This is a genomic window from Rhodococcus sp. WAY2, assembly GCF_009859915.1.
Lineage (GTDB): Bacteria > Actinomycetota > Actinomycetes > Mycobacteriales > Mycobacteriaceae > Rhodococcus_F > Rhodococcus_F oxybenzonivorans.
The window spans coordinates 2,464,810-2,483,120 of record NZ_CP046572.1; the positions used below are offsets into that span (position 1 = coordinate 2,464,810).

The following is an 18,311-nucleotide window of genomic DNA, read 5'->3' on the forward strand; positions in this document are numbered from 1 at the left end:
CCGTCCGTTCATCCGCCGTCCCTGCAAGTTTGTCGAAAAATGGGCGTGCACGGGCAGGCATTTCATGATGCACTTGGTGGCAATCTCTCGGAGGTCGCATGAAGAATCGACACAGCGCCCGCGCGCACCGACAACGTGTGCCCACTGATGCCCGGAGTGCCGAGGTGTCAGGGGCGTTTGCACTACAAGTGATTACCGAAGGCTCCGCGCAGCGCGCAGGGCCTTCTTTCCCGGTCGAGAACGCGGTACCCCTCTGGGTCAAGCGTCGGGTGCTGCTGCTCAATGTCACCTATGAGCCCCTCACCGCCCTCCCGGCCCGACGCGCAGTCGTCCTCATGACCTGCGGAAAAGCCGACACGGTCCACGAAGATCCGCAGGCGCCGGTCGTGCACTCCGAGCAGTGGTCGGTGCAGGTACCGTCCGTGATCCGTCTCCGGAACTATGTCCGTGTGCCCTATCGCGCCCGCATCCCGATGACCCGTGCGGCACTCATGCACCGCGACCGGTTCCGCTGCGCGTACTGCGGGGCCAAAGCGGAGACCGTCGATCACGTCGTTCCCCGCAGCCGCGGTGGGGAGCACTCGTGGGAGAACTGCGTGGCCTGCTGCGCGCCGTGCAACCATCGCAAGGCGGACAAACTCCTCAGCGAACTCGGATGGACGCTGCGGGCCGCCCTGGTACCGCCCTCGGGTCCGCACTGGCGTCTGCTGGCATCCACCAAAGATCTCCATCCTTCGTGGATGCCCTACCTGGGCGAAGGCGCAGCCTGACACTCCGGTCGCTCGCTCGCGGAGAACTTCGGCCCTGACGCTTCGTCGCACACGGTTCTCGGCTACCGTTTGCCGTGTGAGCATTCTCGAGACAGTGCTGATATTCGTAGGAATCCCGGCGTTGATCACCGCTTTCTTCGCGGCGATGTCGTTCGTCGGCAAGGAGACGCCCGGTCCCGTGCCGCCTGCATTCCACCTCGGTGAGGAATGGACGCACGCACCCGTGTTGTGGAGTGCCGTCGACGAGGTGACCACCCATGGTCACCACGGGGGGCACCATTCCGCTGTGGCCGGCTCGGCAGATCTGATTGGAGGCAGGGCAAGTGGCAAGTGGTGATCTGATTCCCGCGTCCCGGGTATCCGAGGAAGATCTGCCCGTGGGCCACGTGGTGACGGCCAGTGGCCGGATCTCGGGCGTGCACCGCGCAGGTGAGCCTTTCGAGGACGACCTGCCGTTCACGACGGACGAACTCGTCCGCCTCGACGATGCTCTCACCGAAGGCACCCGGAAGACGAAGGTACGGTTCAACGCCTACATCGGCGATCTCGGCGTCGACACCGCTGTCGGAGCGGATGCACTGTTCCCGAGCACGCCGGAGGCGGAGCGTTCCGTTCTGATCGCAGTCTCGCCGAACCAGCGGACGGTCGAGATCCGCAGCGGCGTCGCGGTGGCCGATCGCGTGACCGACCGTGTTGCCCAGCTCGGCGCCACCGCCGCCGTCGCCTCGTTCGGCGACGGCGATCTGATCGACGGACTCGTCAGCGCGATCCGCGTGATGAGTGCGGCGATCTCTTCCCCGTAACTCCGGTAGTACCTGCTTTTCCGACGGCCCGGCGAGATTCAGTCCACTGAACCGCGCCGGGCCGTCGGCTGTCGAACAGGTGCCGGGAGGGGGTCGAGCGCCTTCCGCGAGGAGGACACTCGACTTCTGTCGGTGGTCGATGCGAACATATGTTCGTGTCGTCGTCTTCGCGCCCCCGGATCTCGAGCGGTCCCGACGCGACCATCTTGCATGCCGACCTCGATGCGTTCTATGCCTCGGTGGAGCAGCGAGACGATCCCAGCCTGCGTGGCCTGCCGGTGATCGTGGGGGGCGGTGTCGTACTGGCAGCCAGTTACGAGGCAAAGGCCTACGGGGTTCGCACGGCCGGCAGCGCGTCTCGGGCGCTTCACCTGTGCCCGCATGCAGTCGTGGTGCCTCCGCGTATGTCGGCGTACGCGGCCGCGAGCAAGGCCGTGTTCGACGTGTTCGCGCACACCACCCCGCTCGTGGAAGGCCTGTCGATCGACGAGGCTTTCCTCGACGTCGCCGGCCTACGCAAGATCGCGGGGACTCCGGTCGAGATCGCCGCACGACTGCGCCGCGAGGTGCGCGAGCAGGTGGGCTTGCCCATCACCGTCGGCGTTGCCCGCACCAAATTTCTCGCGAAGGTTGCGAGTGCGGTGGGAAAGCCCGACGGCCTGTTGCACGTGCCGCCCGATCGGGAACTGGAGTTCCTCCATCCGTTGCCGGTCGAACGGCTGTGGGGCGTCGGTGCCATCACGTCCGGAAAGCTCCGCGACGCGGGGATCGGGACAGTGGGTCAGTTGGCCCACTACCCGGAAGAGGTGTTGGTCACCATCGTCGGCCCGGCCGCGGGGCACCACCTACACGCGCTCGCGTGGGCCCGCGATCCCCGTCCGGTGGAGGTCGGACGAAGGCGGAGATCGGTGGGCGCCCAGCACGCCCTCGGTAGGCGCCCGAAGTCGCGGGAGGACGTCGACGCTGCCCTCGTCACCTTGGTCGATCGGGTGACGCGCCGGCTTCGCCGCGGTCGGCGGGTCGGGAGGACGGTGATACTCCGACTGCGTTTCGACGACTTCACGCGGGTCACCCGTTCGCATACTCTCGTGCAGCCGTCGGCGCAGACGCAGACCATTCTTCTCTCGGCGCGGGGCTTGCTGGACAAGGCGATGCCGATGATCGAGTCGAAGGGAATCACCCTCGTCGGTGTCGCCGTCGCGAATCTCGAGGACGATTGCCCGCAGCAGCTGGTACTGCCGTTCGACCCTTATTCCAGCAGTTCCCTCGACACCACACTCGACAGCGTCCGCGACCGCTTCGGGTCTTCGGCCGTCACGCGTGCCGTACTCCTCGGCAGGGACCCCGGCATTTCGGTGCCGATCCTGCCGGACTGACACGTCCTCTGACAGGCTCGTCGTCCTCAACGGACACTGCGGGGCGAAGGAACCTTTCGGCGCACCTGACGCGTCGAAAGATCCATTCGCCCCGCGACGCGGTCAGCTCGCGTCGAACTTGCGCGCTGCCAGGGAGCGGACGATGCCCGCGCGGCCTTCCACCACCAGCCGGCGTAGAGCGGGCGGGTGGTCACCGGCCAGGAACTCGTCGGCCGCTGCCACCGACTTCTCGCTGATCGACCAGGACGGGTACAGGCCGACCACGACGGTCTGTGCCACCTCGCTCGACCGCCGCTCCCACACCGCGGGAATGTCCGCGAAATAGCGGGCCACGTACGGCTCGAGCAGCTCCGACTGACCCGGTCCGGAGAACCCGCCGATGATGGCGCGGGCGGTGATGTTCGGCAGCGAGTCGTCGCCGATCACCTTGGTCCAGGCCTGTTCTTTGACGGCCGCCTGCGGCCGGAGCGTGGCCACGGCCGCAGCCTGGCGGGCCCCTGCGGCCGTGGGATCGCGCTTGGCTTCGGCGTCGATGAACGGCGATTCGACGTCGTCCGCATCGATCTCACCGGCTCCGGCCAGTGCCCCCACGATCCGCCAACGGAGATCGGTGTCGACCACGAGGCCGGGCAGCCCGACGGTGTCGGGTTCCGCGTCGAGCAGCTCCTGCAGGACCTCGGTGTGCCACGCCGACAGCTGCGCACCGGTCAGCGCGTTCACGAACGCCAACTGGTGGTCCGACCCTGCCTCGGCCTCCCGAGCCAGTTCGAGGAGCCGGTTCGCGAAGTCGGGCCACCCGTGCTCCTTCGCCCACTCGGGGTCGGCGTAGCTTCCGAGCGCGGTGTGCGCCTGCATCAGGAGCCGCTGCACCACACCTACTTCGGTTTCGGCGCTGATGCCGCGCTGCACCAGAGCGACGAAGTCCCGTGCCTTCAGCTCTGCCTGACGTGTCATCTCCCACGCTGCGGACCAGACGAGGGTGCGGGGGAGCGATTCCGCGATGTCCCCGATCCGCTCGATGGCCGTGGCGAGGGAGTCCGGATCGAGGCGCACCGAGCAATAGGTGAGGTCGTCGTCGTTGACCAGGATCAGTTGGCCCCGCTCCACACCCACCAGTTCGGCGACGTCGGTGCGTTCCGTGGCCTCGAGGTCGAGTTCGGCCCGATGGGTACGCACCAGCTTGCCGTCTCGATCGCCGTAGACGCCGACGGCGATGCGGTGCACGCGGCGCTCGCCGGCACCCGGTGCGGCACCTTCCTGAATGACGCTGAAGCGAGTGAACTTACCGTCGGCGTCCACCTCGAAGTCGGGGCGCACGATGTTGAGGCCGGTGGTCTTGAGCCACTGCGCACCCCAGTCCGACAGGTCGCGGCCCGAGGACTTTTCGAGCGCGCCCAGCAGGTCGTCGAACGTCGCGTTGCCGAACGCATGCTCGCGGAAGTAGTCCCGCAGCCCCGCCAGGAACGGCTCCAGCCCGACGTAGGCGACGAGCTGCTTGAGGACGGACGCGCCCTTGGCGTAGGTGATGCCGTCGAAGTTCACCTCGACGGCGGCGAGATCGGGGATGTCGGCGGCGATCGGGTGCGTGGACGGCAGTTGGTCCTGGCGGTAGGCCCACGACTTCTCGACATTGGCGAAGGTCGTCCACGCGCTGGTGTACTCGGTCGCCTCGCTCTGGCACAGCACCGATGCGAAGGTGGCGAACGACTCGTTGAGCCACAGGTCATCCCACCAGCGCATGGTGACGAGGTCGCCGAACCACATGTGCGCCATCTCGTGCAGTACGGTCTCGGCCCGGCGTTCGTACGACGCCCGGGTCACCTTGGACCGGAACACGTAGTCCTCGAGGAAGGTGACGGCGCCGGCGTTCTCCATTGCCCCGGCGTTGAACTCGGGCACGAAGAGCTGATCGTATTTGCCGAACGCGTAGGGCGTGCCGAAGTTGCGGTGATAGAAGTCGAAGCCCTGCTTCGTTTCCGTGAAGAGGCGCTCGGCGTCCATGTGCTCGGCAAGCGAGGCGCGGCAGAAGATTCCGAGAGGAATGGCACCGTGCTCGTCGGAGTACGTGTCGGTCCACTCGGCGTAGGGTCCGGCGATGAGCGCCACCAGGTAGGTACTCATCTTCGGGGTGGTGCGGAAGAGATGGCGTCCGGCCTCGGCCTTGACGGATTCGACGGTGGCAGAGTTCGAGATCACCTTCCAGTCGGCGGGGGCGGTGACGTGCACATCGAACGTCGACTTCAGATCCGGCTGATCGAAGCAGGCGAACATTCGCTTGGCGTCGGCAGTCTCGAACTGCGAGTACAGGTAGACGGCCTGATCGGTGGGATCGACGAATCGGTGCAGTCCCTCCCCGGTATGGGAGTAGACGCAGTCGGCCTCCACGACCAGTTCGTTCTGCTCGGACAGGTCGGTGAGCGCGATACCGGTGGCCTCGTCGTAGTCCGCCACGTCGACAGGTGAACCGTTCAAGGTGGCCGAATGCACACGGGCCGCAACGATGTCGATGAAGGTGGACGTGCCGGCGACGGCGCCGAAGGTGACGGTGGTGCGTGAGCTGAACGTCTCCACACCGGGCTTCCCGGCCCCGTCGGTGAGATCGAGTTCGATGAGGTAGTTGTCGACGGTCAGCAACCGGGCGCGTTCGGCTGCCTGCTCGCGGGTCAGGTTCGGTGGGGCCACAGAGGTCTCCTCGGGGATGGGCGGCGGTGCTCGTACTCGATGCTGCCATCCCATCACGAGTGGACCGGGGCCGTTAACCGGAGACGTCGACCAAAGGGACTGCCGGATCGGCCAGACGGTCGGGGTCGACCGGAGCCGACGAGGACACCAGTTGCTTGATCTGATCTGTCACATCCCAGATATTGACGTTCATTCCGGCGAGCACCCGGTTACCGGAATCGAGCCAGAAAGCGATGAACTCGCGGGTGGCGTAGTCGCCGCGCACGATGACCCGGTCGTAGGAATCGTGCGGTGCGTATCCCACGTACTCCATGCCGAGGTCGAACTGGTCGGTGAAGAAGTACGGCAGGTTGTCGTACTGCGCCGTGTGGCCGAGCATCGTCGCTGCGGCGACTGCGGGCTGGTTCAGCGCGTTCGCCCAGTGCTCGACCCGGATTCGTGTTCCGAGCCGAGGATGCAGATGCGCGGCGATGTCGCCCACGACGACGACGTCGGGATCACTGCTCTGCAGTCCTGCGTCGACGAGGACGCCGCCGCCGTCGACGTCGAGTCCCGCCTGCTCGGCGAGTTCGATGTTCGGGGCGGCGCCGACCGCTACCAGGACCGCGTCGGCGGGCAGCACGGTGCCGTCGCCGAGTCGCACGCCGGTTGCCCGGCCGTCCTCGACCAGTATTTCCTCGACCTTGGCGGCCAGATGCAAGTGGACGCCGTGCTCGCGATGCAGCTCCGCGAAGACCGTCCCGATCTCCGGGCCGATCGAGCCGCTCAGCGGGACCTCCGCAGCCTCCACCAGTGTGACGTCGGCGCCTCGTTCCCGGGCCGACGCGCCGACTTCGAGCCCGATCCAGCCGGCACCGATCACGACCAGACGGCCGTGCTCGCCGACTGCTTCGATGAGGGCGTCGGACTCGTCGACAGTGCGAAGGTAGTGAACCCCTGCAGCGTCCGACCCCGAGATGGGTGGCCGGCGAGACCGGGAGCCGGTGGCGAGTGCCAGCTTGTCGTACGAGAGGGTCGAACCGTCCGGGAGCGTCACGGTGTGGGCGGCGAGATCGAGGGCGGTGGCAGCGGTGCCGAGCCGCAGATCCACATGGTGGTCGCGGTACCAGTCGCCGCGGTGCACGATGAAATCGGCGAGCGCCTTCTTGCCTGCGAAGTGTTCCTTCGACAGTGGAGGCCGCTCGTAGGGGAGGTGATCCTCCTCGGACAGGAGGATGATCGAACCGTCGAAGTCTCTGGCGCGCAACGCCTCCGCGGTTTTCGCGCCTGCGAGACCACCGCCGACGACGATGAACGTACGAGTGGAAGACATGGGGAACTCCCTTCCAGCCGGTGCCACTGGCTGATCATCTCGACCCTACTGCGGCGCAGGGGACCGGCGGGAAGGATTGGCCGCGACTCCGTGTTGACACCCGTAGACCTGGAATGGGCCGACGACACCACCGAGAAGGAGTAACACGTGAGTGCTGGTACGAACGCTGGAACCACGAAGGACACCGCGGATTTCTGGTTCGATCCGCTGTGCCCCTGGTGCTGGATCACGTCCCGATGGATCCTCGAGGTCGCGCAGGTCCGTGACATCGAGGCCAACTTTCACGTGATGAGCCTGGCGGTTCTCAACGAAGGTCGGGACCTGCCCGAGCAGTATCAGGAATTGATGGAGAAGGCGTGGGGGCCGGTGCGAGTGCTGATCGCGGCTGCGCAGCAGCATGGCGACGACATTCTGCTGCCCCTGTACACGGCGATGGGCACGAAGATCCACCACGAAGGCAACAAGGATTTCGCCGACGTCGTGGTCAAGTCTCTCGCCGAGGTGGGACTGCCCGCCGAGCTTGCGGGCGCAGCCGAGTCGGACCGGTACGACACCGCGTTGCGTGAGAGCCACGCTGCGGGCATGGACGCCGTCGGACCCGATGTCGGAACACCGACCATCCACGTCAACGGTGTCGCGTTCTTCGGCCCGGTGCTCTCACGTATTCCGCGCGGTGAGGACGCCGGCAAGGTGTGGGACGGCGCTGTCGCGTTGGCCGGCTACCCGCACTTCTTCGAGCTCAAGCGCACGCGCACCGAAGACCCTCAGTTCGACTGAGGTTCGTTCACATCCGGGCGGGCCCGGCCGGGTCGATCGCGTACTGCAGCTGCTGCGGATCGCGGTAGATCTGGCCGGGCTTGACGAAGAGATGCCCGTGTCGGGTGCGGTTACGCAGCGCTGCCGCCCGCCAGGTGAGAACCGGATGTCCGGACAGCAGATTGACGAACCACGGAAAGAATCCGCGTTCGGTGGTGGCCCTATCGGCGAGTTCGTCGAAGCCGACGACGCTGACGAGGTATTTGCCCGCACCGAGGACGCCCATCGCGCCGCGAGCGCCCTGGGGCCGCACGCAGAAGCCGTGATTGTCCGCGGTGTACTCCATGGACCGGAACAGCGCCGATCCGACGACGGGAATGTAGTTGGCCGCGAACTGTCCCAGCTGCCGCCAGTAGGAGGCGTGACCCGCCGCGATGTGTCCCACCTCGTGGCCGATGATGAAGGCGAGGGCGTCCGGTTCGCGCGCCTCCCCACCGATCTCGAAGAGGTCGCTGTACACCACGACGAAACGTCGGAATCCGTGCCCGGACGCGAACGCGTTGATCCGGCCGTTCCCGAGCACCACATAGGCGTCGGGCGGCTCGGCCATTCCGAACCGTGCCGCCGCCTCGGCCACCATGCGGTAACCGTCCGGGAACTGGGTGGGCGTCATCTTGATGCCGTTCACCTGTTGCGAGCCGTACAACTGCCCGCGAGCGATGGCGATGAGGATCGGGGCGACGAGTACGACCACAACCCAGGTGGAGACCACACCGAGTACGAGCGACACGATCGCCGCCGTGTAGGCCACGACGGTGAGGGCGACGGCGCACACCAGAAGCGGAATCTCCCACGAATGCCGCGCCGGGCGGTCGTTCGGCATCAACCCCGGGGCAGGCAGCGGGGGAGGTGTCCATCCCATTCCGCTGTTCCACTGCGGCTGCCCGGATGCCGGCAGGTGTCCCGGATGCACGTGTCCCCAGTTCTGTCCGTTGTCGGGATACATGCTGATCACGATAGGCGCACCGGGGTCGTGAGACGATTCGCTCCCACCGCCTGACAGAATCTCCAGTCATGCGCGTATACCTGGGTGCCGACCATGCCGGATTCGAACGTAAGAACGAGATCATCGAACACCTCACCGCCACCGGTCACGAGGCCGTCGACTGCGGTGCTCACGTCTACGACGCCGTCGACGACTACCCCGCCTTCTGCATCGAGGCGGCTCGCCGGGTGGTCGAGGACGAGGGCAGTCTCGGCATCGTTCTGGGCGGCAGCGGCAACGGCGAGCAGATCGCAGCCAACAAGGTGCCCGGCGCCCGCTGCGCGCTCGCGTGGAGCGTGGAGACGGCTCAGTTGGCGCGTCAGCACAACAACGCCCAGCTGATCGGGATCGGCGGACGCATGCACTCACTCGAGGAGACCCTGGCGATGGTCGACGCCTTCCTCACCACGGAGTGGTCGAACGAGGAGCGGCACCAGCGCCGGATCGACATCCTCGCCGAGTACGAGAAGACCGGCGTCGCCCCGGCAGTGCCCGAGGCCTGACGAGAGAACTTCCATGCCCGAGGGCCCCACACTTCACCGGCTGGCACGCTTGCATCAGCGCCGATTCGGTCGTGCTCCGGTGCGGGTGTCCAGCCCGCAGGGCAGGTTCGCGGAAGAGGCGGCGATTCTCGACGGGCGCGTCCTCCTGAAGGCGGAGGCGTGGGGCAAGCATCTGTGGCATCACTACGAGGGCGGGTTCGCCGTCCACGTTCACCTCGGTCTCTACGGCACCTTCACGGAAACGCCCGTTCCGATGGACCCGCCGGTCGGCCAGGTCCGGATGCGGATGGTCGGTGCCGAGTTCGGCACCGACCTTCGAGGTCCCACCGCGTGTGAATTGCACGACGAACTTCAGGTCGCCGCTGTGGAGGCCAGGCTCGGACCTGATCCACTCCGCACGGACGCAGATCCCGAGAAGGCGTGGAAGCGGATCTCCTCGTCGAAGACGGCAATCGGAGCCCTGCTCATGGACCAAGCCGTCGTCGCAGGAATCGGCAACGTCTACCGGGCGGAGGTGCTCTTCCGGCATTCGATCCACCCCGAGCGGCCCGGCCGCGAACTGTCCCACGACGAGTGGGACGCAGTGTGGGCCGATCTCGTCGACCTCATGAAGCTGTCGGTGCGCCGCGGTCAGATTCATGTGGTCCGGCCCGAAGACGACCACGGCGAACCGCCCTACGCGAAGGGGCGTCCCCGAACCTATGTCTATCGTCGGGCAGGGGAGCCGTGCCGGATCTGTGGAACAGCGGTTGCCCATTCGGTCATGAAGGGGCGCAACCTCTTCTGGTGTCCCACCTGCCAGCCGTCCTGACCCGGCGGCGTCGCGCACACCAACTCCCGGTCACGAGACGGCGACTCAGATGTCGAAACCGCCGAAACCGCCGTCGCCGCCGAAGCCCATGAACCCATCGCCGCCGCCGCTCATGTCGCCGCCGGCGTCGCCGCTCATATCGCCGCCGGTGTCGCCGCCATCTCCACCGTCCCCGCCCGAGTCTCCGGTGTCGGCAGCGGCGTCGCCCTGACCGCTTTCCCAGTCCTGGGCGCCGTACGCCACCCCCGACATTCCGGAGAACATCGCGGAGAACAGGAACATCGAGCCGACGCCCCAGGCACCGGCAATGAGCGCCGGTTTCCACCACGGCTCCGAGTACCAGCCGGCGGGGACGGGGCGGCCCGCGACTCGACCGCCGGGGTAGTAATTGGGGGTTCTCGGCGAGGGATTCGGTGACGCGGCTACCTGACGCCCCTCGAAGTCGACCTCCCGGTCCTCGGTGACCTGACCGGCCACCTTCTGGCCTTCGAGGGTGGGAATCTCGGGCCCGGGGTCCATCCCCATCGCGATGCGCGCGGCGCGGATGTAATACAGACCCTCGAGGGCGGTCTGCTTGGCGAGACGTGCCTGTGTCGGGGTGTCGGCCTGATCGATCTGCGACCCAGCGGCGATGTAGCGCTCGGACGCGTCGGCCAGCGCCTGCTTGGACGCGTCGTCCGAACCGACGAGGTTGTAGACCTGTCCGCCGAGACGCTCGATGGCCTGCCGGGCGTCCGCCTTGGCATCCTCGAGTTGGTGTGCCGTCTGCTCCGCACGTGTGTTGCGGCCTCGCACGACCAGGAACCCGACCGCGGCGATGATCACGAGGATGAGTAGGAGTTCCACGAGAGCCTCCAAGGGCCGAGCGGCCGTCGTCAGGACGAATCGGACAACTCCCAGCCTACCGAGGAAACCGGGGATTACGCGTTGGGCGAACGCGGGAACGGTCGGGGAACGAGATCTCCAAGTTTGTGACGCATGTCACAAGGTCGTGGATTGCGTGCCCCGGCCACCAGAGCACGAAAAAGGAGCGCTTCCGCGAGGGGAAACGCTCCTGTGTGGAGGGGATGACGGGAATCGAACCCGCGTAATCAGTTTGGAAGACTGAGGCTCTACCATTGAGCTACATCCCCGTGCATACGACAACCTGGGATCGCCATGCATGTCGTCTGCGATGTCAGACTGTACCCAATCCCGCTTTGGATTTCATAATCGGGGGGCCGTAGGATTCTTCCTCGGGTCCTCGCGAGGTTGGCGAGAGCCTGCTCGGACCGGGGTGTAGCGCAGCTTGGTAGCGCATCCGCTTTGGGAGCGGAGGGTCGCAGGTTCAAATCCTGTCACCCCGACCAGAACCACAGGGCAGGCAACTGCCGCACAGTAAAGAGCACGACCACACGAAGGAGCCAGTCCGTGAAGAGCACCGTCGAGCAGCTCAGCCCGACGCGAGTCCGTATCAACGTTGAGGTGCCCTTCGAGGAGCTCAAGCCTGATTTCGACAAGGCCTACAAGGCCCTCGCGCAACAGATCCGTCTCCCCGGCTTCCGTCCGGGCAAGGCACCGGCCAAGTTGCTCGAAGCTCGTGTCGGACGTGGAGCCGTCCTGGAGCAGGTCGTCAACGATGCACTCCCGTCCCGCTACTCCGAGGCCGTCACCACGGCTGCGGTGAAGGCGATCGGTCAGCCCGAGATCGAGATCACGAAGATCGAGGACGGCGAGCTCCTCGAGTTCACCGCCGAGGTCGACGTGCGTCCCGAGATCACGCTGCCCGACTACAGCGAACTCAGCGTCACCGTCGATCCCATCGAGATCACCGACGAGGCCGTCGAGGAGCAGCTGCTGTCGCTGCGTCAGCGCTTCGGCACCCTCACCGGCGTCGATCGTCCGGTTCAGGACGGCGACTTCATCTCCATCGATCTGTCGGCCACCGTCGACGGTGAGGCCGTTCCCGAGGCCACCGCGAGCGGACTGTCGCACGAGGTCGGCTCCGGTCAGCTGATCGAGGGCCTCGACGAGGCCGTCATCGGTCTCTCCGCCGGCGAGTCCAAGGAGTTCACCTCGACACTCGTCGCCGGTGATCATGCGGGCAAGGAAGCCGTCGTCACCGTCACCGTCGGCACCGTCAAGGAGCGCGAGCTCCCGGCCGAGGACGACGAGTTCGCTCAGCTGGCAAGCGAGTTCGACACCCTCGATGAGCTGAAGGCCGACCTGCGCGAGCGCGTCGGACGGGTTCGTAAGGTCGAGCAGGCGGGGCAGATCCGCGACAAGGTCCTCGAGACCCTGCTGGAGACCGTCGAGGTTCCGCTGCCCGAGGCCGTCGTCAAGGCCGAGGTCGACGCGGCACTGCACGACGCCGTGCACAGCCTCGACCACGACGAGGACGCCCTGAACAAGGCTCTCGAGGAGCAGGGCACCAGCCGCGAAGACTTCGACAAGGACGCCAAGGAGAGCGCCGAGCGCTCGGTGAAGACCCAGCTGCTGCTGGACGCCATCGCCGACGCGTCCGACGTCACTGTGGGCCAGGACGAACTCACCGAGCGCATCCTGTTCCAGGCCCAGCGCTACGGCATGGCTCCGGAGCAGTTCATTCAGCAGATCCAGCAGGCCGGCCAGCTCGGTGCCGTCTTCGCCGACGTGCGCCGCGGCAAGGCTCTCGCCGGTGTCGTCGAGCAGGCCACCGTCACCGACACCACGGGTGCCACCGTGGACACTGCGGAACTGTTCGGCAACGGCGAGACCGAAACCGATGAGCCCGCCGCGGATTCCGCCGAGGGCGAAGACCAGAGCTAACGCTGGTCGCGGGGTGTTTCCCGCATGTTCGGCGGTGAGTTGTTTTCCGCTTTGAGCGAAGTAGGGCGGCACCGGGACTCCGGTGCCGCCCTCCTTCGTTAGTGTCTGTGTCAGCAATCAACGATTTACGGAGAAGGCAGGTACCGTGACTTCCAATCACCTGGAGACTTTGCAGAGTCCCGCCATGACTTCAGCCACCGCTGGGTTGAACCTCAGCGATTCGGTGTACGAGCGCCTGCTGCGCGAGCGCATCATCTTCCTCGGTACCCAGGTCGACGACGACATCGCGAACAAGCTGTGCGCTCAGATCCTGCTGCTGTCGGCAGAGGATCCCAATCGGGACATCTCCCTCTACATCAACTCGCCCGGCGGCTCGGTCAGCGCCGGAATGGCGATCTACGACACGATGCAGTTCGCGGAGTGCGACGTTGCCACGTTCGGAATGGGTCTTGCCGCCTCGATGGGTCAGTTCCTGCTCTCCGCCGGTGCGAAGGGCAAGCGTTACGCTCTCCCGCACGCCCGGATCATGATGCACCAGCCGTCCGCCGGTATCGGGGGCACCGCCAGTGACATCGCGATCATGGCCGAGCAGTTCGCCCACACCAAGCGTGAGATGGCCGAGCTGATCGCCGAGCACACCGGTCAGACCGTCGAGCAGATCACCGCCGACTCCGACCGCGACCGCTGGTTCACCGCCAATGAGGCTCTCGAATACGGCTTCGTCGACCACGTCGTCTCCCGCGCACGCCAGGCGGGTGGAACCGGTAGCTGAATCCGGCCCCTGACCCTCCCCGCGTCCCACACATCCTTGGAGAACTGATGACCAACCTGTTCGATCCCCGCAACCTGGGAGGCCAGGCGCCCGCCGCCCCGCAGTCGCGCTACATTCTGCCGTCGTTCATCGAGCACTCGAGCTATGGCGTCAAAGAGTCCAACCCGTACAACAAGCTGTTCGAGGAGCGCATCATCTTCCTCGGCGTCCAGGTCGACGATGCCTCGGCCAACGACGTGATGGCTCAGTTGCTCGTCCTGGAGTCGCTCGACCCCGATCGCGACATCACGATGTACATCAACTCCCCGGGTGGTTCGTTCACTTCGTTGATGGCGATCTACGACACCATGCAGTACGTGCGCGCCGACATCACCACGGTGTGCCTGGGTCAGGCGGCGTCGGCGGCGGCCGTGCTGCTGGCGGCCGGGTCGCCCGGTAAGCGCCTGGCGCTGCCGAACGCTCGCGTCCTCATCCACCAGCCGGCCTCTGGCGGCATCCAGGGCCAGGTGTCCGACCTCGAGATTCAGGCAGCCGAGATCGAGCGCATGCGCCGCCTGATGGAGACGACCCTGTCGAAGCACACCGGCAAGACGCCGGATGTGATCCGCAAGGACACCGATCGCGACAAGATCCTCACCGCCGAAGAGGCGAAGGAATACGGGATCATCGACGACGTGCTCGAGTACCGCAAACTCAGCGCCCAGAAGTGATGTATTGCCGCCCCGGCTCGGGCGACACGCCGTGAGGGTGGAGTTGCGACGGGCCGGGTGCGGCGTCGGTAAGGCTGGCGTTCCCGGAAGATCGGCGAGCGAATCACCGACAACCAGTCGACCTCGCTCGCGATCTGCGGGTACGGTCACATAACGGGCTTTCGTTTTTCGGTGGTGCGCAGCACGCGTGTCGTCGGGATTCGGTGGTTGCACGTAAACGAGGGAAGTAGGGACCTGACGAGATGGCACGCATCGGTGACGGCGGGGATCTGCTCAAGTGCTCTTTCTGCGGTAAGAGCCAGAAGCAGGTCAAAAAGCTCATTGCGGGGCCTGGGGTGTACATCTGCGACGAGTGCATCGACCTCTGCAACGAGATCATCGAAGAGGAGCTGGCAGAGTCCAGCGAGGTGAAGCTCGACGAGCTGCCGAAGCCTGCCGAGATCCGGGACTTTCTCGAAAATTACGTGATCGGCCAGGACGCCGCCAAGCGGACCCTCGCTGTCGCCGTCTACAACCATTACAAGCGCATCCAGGCCGGTGACAAGGGTCGTGACGCGCGTGGTGAGACGGTCGAGCTGGCCAAGTCGAACATCCTCATGCTCGGCCCGACCGGCTGTGGCAAGACCTACCTTGCTCAGACGTTGGCGAAGATGCTCAACGTCCCGTTCGCGATCGCCGACGCCACGGCACTCACCGAGGCCGGTTACGTGGGTGAAGACGTCGAGAACATCCTGCTCAAGCTGATCCAGGCCGCCGATTACGACGTCAAGCGCGCCGAGACCGGCATCATCTACATCGACGAGGTCGACAAGATCGCCCGCAAGAGCGAGAACCCGTCGATCACACGCGATGTGTCCGGTGAAGGCGTGCAGCAGGCGCTTCTGAAGATCCTCGAGGGAACGCAGGCGAGCGTGCCTCCTCAGGGCGGGCGTAAGCACCCCCATCAGGAATTCATCCAGATCGACACCACCAACGTGCTCTTCATCGTGGCCGGCGCCTTCGCCGGACTCGAGCGGATCGTCTCCGACCGGGTCGGCAAGCGCGGAATCGGCTTCGGCGCCGAGGTGCGTTCCAAGGCGGAGATCGATACGCAAGACCACTTCGCTGAGGTCATGCCCGAGGACCTGATCAAGTTCGGTCTGATTCCCGAATTCATCGGTCGCTTGCCGGTGGTGGCGTCGGTCACCAACCTCGACAAGGAATCACTCGTCCAGATCCTGTCCGAGCCGAAGAACGCGCTGGTCAAGCAGTACAACCGGCTCTTCGATATGGACGGCGTGGAGTTGGAGTTCACCACGGACGCGCTCGAGGCCATCGCCGACCAAGCGATTCTTCGTGGCACCGGTGCCCGCGGTCTCCGTGCGATCATGGAAGAAGTTCTTCTCCCGGTCATGTACGACATCCCAAGTCGCGACGATGTCGAAAAGGTCGTGGTCAGCGCCGAAACGGTCAACGACAACGTTCTGCCGACCATCGTTCCGCGCAAGCCCGACCGCGGGGAACGCCGGGACAAGTCCGCGTAGGCGAAGGCGCGCTGTATCCTGATTGCGGACTAACTCACTAGTTCGTACATACGGAGGTAACGCGCGCGATGACAGCTCCAGGACCGATCTTCGTTCTGAACGGCCCCAACCTGAACCTGCTCGGGCAGCGCCAGCCCGAGGTGTACGGATCCGAGACGCTCGATGACGTCGTCGAACTCTGTCGCACCTCGGCTGCGCGGGCCGGTCGGGAGATCGTGGCTCGTCAGTCCAATCACGAGGGCCAACTGATCGACTGGGTGCACGAAGCGCGGACCACTGCGTCGGGTGTGGTGATCAACCCCGGTGGATACACCCACACCTCGGTGGCGCTACGCGATGCACTCGTCACGCTCGAGATGCCGTTGGTGGAGGTCCACATCAGCAATGTTCACGCGCGCGAGGAATTCCGGCGACACTCGTACGTCTCCGGCATTGCCACCGGCGTGATCGCCGGGCTGGGAATTCTCGGGTACGGGCTGGCCGTCGACTTCATCTGCAACAAGGGCTGAGTACGTCGTGGCAGAGCGGATCCGGACAAGTGTCGCCACCGTCTCCCTCAGTGGGTCGCTGGAGGAGAAGGTCGCCGCGATCGCCGCCGCGGGTTTCGACGGGTTCGAGGTGTTCGAACCGGACTTCGTGAGCTCGCCGTGGTCTCCACGTGAACTCGCAACCCGCGCAGCTGATCTCGGGCTCACACTAGATCTCTATCAGCCGTTCCGTGACCTCGATTCGACGGACGATGCCACCTTCGCCCGCAACCTGGTCCGGGCCGAACGCAAATTCGACATCATGGAGCAGCTCGGCTGCGACACCATGCTGGTCTGCTCGTCTCCGCTGCCGGAGGCGGTACGCGACGACGGTCTTCTCACCGCGCAACTCCACACTCTTGCCGAACGTGCGCACGCCCGTGGACTGCGGATCGCGTACGAGGCGCTGGCTTGGGGAACGCACGTCAACACCTATCGTCATGCGTGGAAGATCGTGGCGGACGCGGACCATCCCGCCCTCGGAACCTGTCTCGACAGCTTCCACATCCTCTCGCGCGGCGACGACCCCTCGGGTATCCGCGACATCCCGGGCGAGAAAATCTTCTTCCTGCAACTCGCGGACGCACCACGCCTGTCGATGGATGTCCTGCAGTGGAGTCGGCATCACCGGAACTTCCCGGGGCAAGGAAACTTCGACCTTGCGGCGTTCGGCGCGCACGTGCAGGCGGCGGGGTACCAGGGCCCGTGGTCACTCGAAATATTCAACGACACGTTCCGCCAGTCGTCCACCGGCCGCACGGCGGCAGACGCTCACCGTTCGTTGTTGTATCTGCAGGAGGAAGTCGGCCGGGTTCTGGCGGAACGCGGCGAAGAGGCCGACGGCGGGCCCGTCCTCTTCCGGCCACCGCCCCGCGCGCCGCTCGAGGGAATCGTGTCCTTGCGCCTCGCGGCGGGTCCCGGCAAAGAAGCGGACCTGCGGCAGGCACTGCAGCACATCGGTTTTCAGCTAGCGGGGCGGCATCGCAACCACGACCTCCAGTTGTGGCGGCACGGGCCGTTGACCGTCGTCGTCGACGCCACGGCCGGCACCGTGTGGACTGCCCCCGGCCTGCCTGCGCACTTGCCGGTGCTCACCCAGATCGGCATCCGGTCGAGCGACCCGGATGCATGGGGTGAGCGGGCGGCAGCGCTCGAGGTGCCGGTGCACGAGGTTCAGTTGCCGGGCGTGGACACGGCTCCCGAGTCAGACGTAGTGCGGCTGAAAATCACCGATGCCACCTCGCTGGACCTGCGAGGGCCCGGGAGTGCGGCTGCGTGGCAATCGGCGTTCGACCTGTATCCCACCGAGTCGCGGTGGCAGGACGACGTTCCCGTCTTCACGGGTGTAGATCATGTGGCCCTGGCGGTGCCGTCCGACAACTGGGACGGCATCATGCTGCTGCTGCGGTCGGTGTTTGCGATGGCGCCGCACGAGGGCCTCGACGTCACCGACGCGGTCGGAATGATGCGCAGTCAGGCACTGACGATGGATCAGACGGGTGCCGACGGTGTCGACCGGCCGCTGCGCATCTCCCTGAACATGGTTCCGGGCGCAGCGCCCGGCAATTCGCACATCGCCGCGACCAGGCGTGGTGGGATCAGCCATGTGGCGTTCTCGTGCAGCGACATTTTCACCGCGGCGGCCGCGATGCAGTCCAACGGGTTCGAGCCGTTGTCGATCTCACCGAACTACTACGACGACCTCGAGGCCCGGTTCGGGCTGTCGCGGGAGTTGCTGGACCGGATGAGCAGTTCGGGCATCATGTACGACGCCGATCCGCACGGGGAGTTCTTCCACGTGTTCACCAGGACGGTGGGCGCCGACCTGTTCTTCGAGGTGGTGCAGCGGATCGGCGGGTACGAGGGCTACGGCGACGCCAACTCGGCGATGCGCTTGGCCGCCCAGCTGCGGGCGGCCGGCTGAGGGTGGCCGG

General features: G+C 65.8%; 17 protein-coding genes and 2 tRNA genes. 14 read left to right on the forward strand and 5 right to left on the reverse strand.

The genetic code is table 11. The annotated features are described in order from the left end of the window. Positions 1-98 precede the first annotated feature (98 nt). The 4 genes from GFS60_RS11460 (at position 99) to dinB (ending at position 2,949) form a co-directional block, all read left to right on the forward strand. Positions 99-770 (forward strand): HNH endonuclease, encoded by a 672-nt coding sequence (locus tag GFS60_RS11460; protein WP_201453553.1) that lies wholly within the window; start codon positions 99-101, stop codon positions 768-770. 76 nt (positions 771-846) lie between these two features. Next, the gene (gene ctaJ, locus GFS60_RS11465) at positions 847-1,107 is read left to right on the forward strand and encodes an aa3-type cytochrome oxidase subunit CtaJ (protein WP_159921314.1); all 261 of its coding nucleotides are present in this window, start codon (positions 847-849) and stop codon (positions 1,105-1,107) included. Continuing rightward, complete coding sequence (locus GFS60_RS11470) at positions 1,094-1,573, forward strand: DUF5130 domain-containing protein (protein ID WP_109328834.1); 480 nt, start codon at positions 1,094-1,096, stop codon at positions 1,571-1,573. The genes ctaJ and GFS60_RS11470 overlap by 14 nt, the downstream gene beginning before the upstream one ends. Before the next feature lie 149 nt (positions 1,574-1,722). Continuing rightward, the gene (gene dinB / locus GFS60_RS11475) at positions 1,723-2,949 is read left to right on the forward strand and encodes a DNA polymerase IV (protein WP_159921316.1); all 1,227 of its coding nucleotides are present in this window, start codon (positions 1,723-1,725) and stop codon (positions 2,947-2,949) included. A 102-nt stretch (positions 2,950-3,051) separates the two neighbouring features. Here dinB and pepN read toward each other — a convergent pair whose 3' ends face one another. Then, positions 3,052-5,631: an aminopeptidase N gene (gene pepN, locus GFS60_RS11480; RefSeq protein ID WP_159921318.1), complete on the reverse strand. Its 2,580-nt coding sequence runs from the start codon at positions 5,629-5,631 to the stop codon at positions 3,052-3,054. 73 nt (positions 5,632-5,704) lie between these two features. Continuing rightward, positions 5,705-6,943: an NAD(P)/FAD-dependent oxidoreductase gene (locus GFS60_RS11485; protein ID WP_159921320.1), complete on the reverse strand. Its 1,239-nt coding sequence runs from the start codon at positions 6,941-6,943 to the stop codon at positions 5,705-5,707. A gap of 147 nt (positions 6,944-7,090) precedes the next feature. On the opposite strand from GFS60_RS11485, the gene GFS60_RS11490 reads away from it, so the two are divergent. Beyond that, positions 7,091-7,720: a DsbA family oxidoreductase gene (locus GFS60_RS11490; protein ID WP_159921322.1), complete on the forward strand. Its 630-nt coding sequence runs from the start codon at positions 7,091-7,093 to the stop codon at positions 7,718-7,720. 7 nt (positions 7,721-7,727) lie between these two features. Here GFS60_RS11490 and GFS60_RS11495 read toward each other — a convergent pair whose 3' ends face one another. Further along, positions 7,728-8,705: a M48 family metallopeptidase gene (locus GFS60_RS11495; RefSeq protein ID WP_159921324.1), complete on the reverse strand. Its 978-nt coding sequence runs from the start codon at positions 8,703-8,705 to the stop codon at positions 7,728-7,730. A 68-nt stretch (positions 8,706-8,773) separates the two neighbouring features. Here GFS60_RS11495 and GFS60_RS11500 point away from each other — a divergent pair, with 68 nt between their 5' ends. Continuing rightward, positions 8,774-9,247, forward strand: a complete 474-nt coding sequence (locus GFS60_RS11500; RefSeq protein ID WP_159921326.1) for a ribose-5-phosphate isomerase — start codon at positions 8,774-8,776, stop codon at positions 9,245-9,247. Positions 9,248-9,260: 13 nt separating this feature from the next. Next, positions 9,261-10,058 carry an Fpg/Nei family DNA glycosylase gene (locus GFS60_RS11505; RefSeq protein WP_159921328.1) on the forward strand — a complete coding sequence of 266 codons (798 nt, stop codon included), beginning with the start codon at positions 9,261-9,263 and terminating at the stop codon, positions 10,056-10,058. A gap of 45 nt (positions 10,059-10,103) precedes the next feature. On the opposite strand, the gene GFS60_RS11510 is transcribed toward GFS60_RS11505, so the two are convergent. Beyond that, positions 10,104-10,904 (reverse strand): DUF1542 domain-containing protein, encoded by an 801-nt coding sequence (locus GFS60_RS11510; protein WP_159921330.1) that lies wholly within the window; start codon positions 10,902-10,904, stop codon positions 10,104-10,106. A 213-nt stretch (positions 10,905-11,117) separates the two neighbouring features. Continuing rightward, a tRNA-Gly gene (locus tag GFS60_RS11515) sits at positions 11,118-11,191 on the reverse strand. 139 nt (positions 11,192-11,330) lie between these two features. Between GFS60_RS11515 and GFS60_RS11520 the strand changes: the two genes are divergently transcribed. The 7 genes from GFS60_RS11520 to GFS60_RS11550 all read left to right on the forward strand — a co-directional run bounded on the left by GFS60_RS11520 (position 11,331) and on the right by GFS60_RS11550 (position 18,301). Then, positions 11,331-11,407: transfer RNA gene (locus tag GFS60_RS11520), tRNA-Pro, on the forward strand. A gap of 61 nt (positions 11,408-11,468) precedes the next feature. Then, positions 11,469-12,845, forward strand: coding sequence for a trigger factor (gene tig, locus GFS60_RS11525; protein WP_159921332.1), 1,377 nt, complete (start codon positions 11,469-11,471; stop codon positions 12,843-12,845). Positions 12,846-13,029: 184 nt separating this feature from the next. Further along, a complete protein-coding gene (locus GFS60_RS11530; protein WP_109328849.1) occupies positions 13,030-13,617 on the forward strand; it encodes an ATP-dependent Clp protease proteolytic subunit in 588 nt (195 codons plus the stop codon). A 47-nt stretch (positions 13,618-13,664) separates the two neighbouring features. Further along, positions 13,665-14,327: an ATP-dependent Clp protease proteolytic subunit gene (locus GFS60_RS11535; RefSeq protein ID WP_109328851.1), complete on the forward strand. Its 663-nt coding sequence runs from the start codon at positions 13,665-13,667 to the stop codon at positions 14,325-14,327. A gap of 242 nt (positions 14,328-14,569) precedes the next feature. Continuing rightward, the gene (clpX, locus tag GFS60_RS11540; protein WP_109328853.1) at positions 14,570-15,850 is read left to right on the forward strand and encodes an ATP-dependent Clp protease ATP-binding subunit ClpX; all 1,281 of its coding nucleotides are present in this window, start codon (positions 14,570-14,572) and stop codon (positions 15,848-15,850) included. A gap of 68 nt (positions 15,851-15,918) precedes the next feature. Beyond that, on the forward strand, positions 15,919-16,359 hold the full coding sequence (aroQ, locus tag GFS60_RS11545; protein WP_159921335.1) for a type II 3-dehydroquinate dehydratase: 441 nt from the start codon (positions 15,919-15,921) through the stop codon (positions 16,357-16,359). Positions 16,360-16,366: 7 nt separating this feature from the next. After that, positions 16,367-18,301, forward strand: a complete 1,935-nt coding sequence (locus tag GFS60_RS11550; RefSeq protein WP_159921337.1) for a sugar phosphate isomerase/epimerase and 4-hydroxyphenylpyruvate domain-containing protein — start codon at positions 16,367-16,369, stop codon at positions 18,299-18,301. The last annotated feature ends 10 nt before the right edge of the window (positions 18,302-18,311 follow it).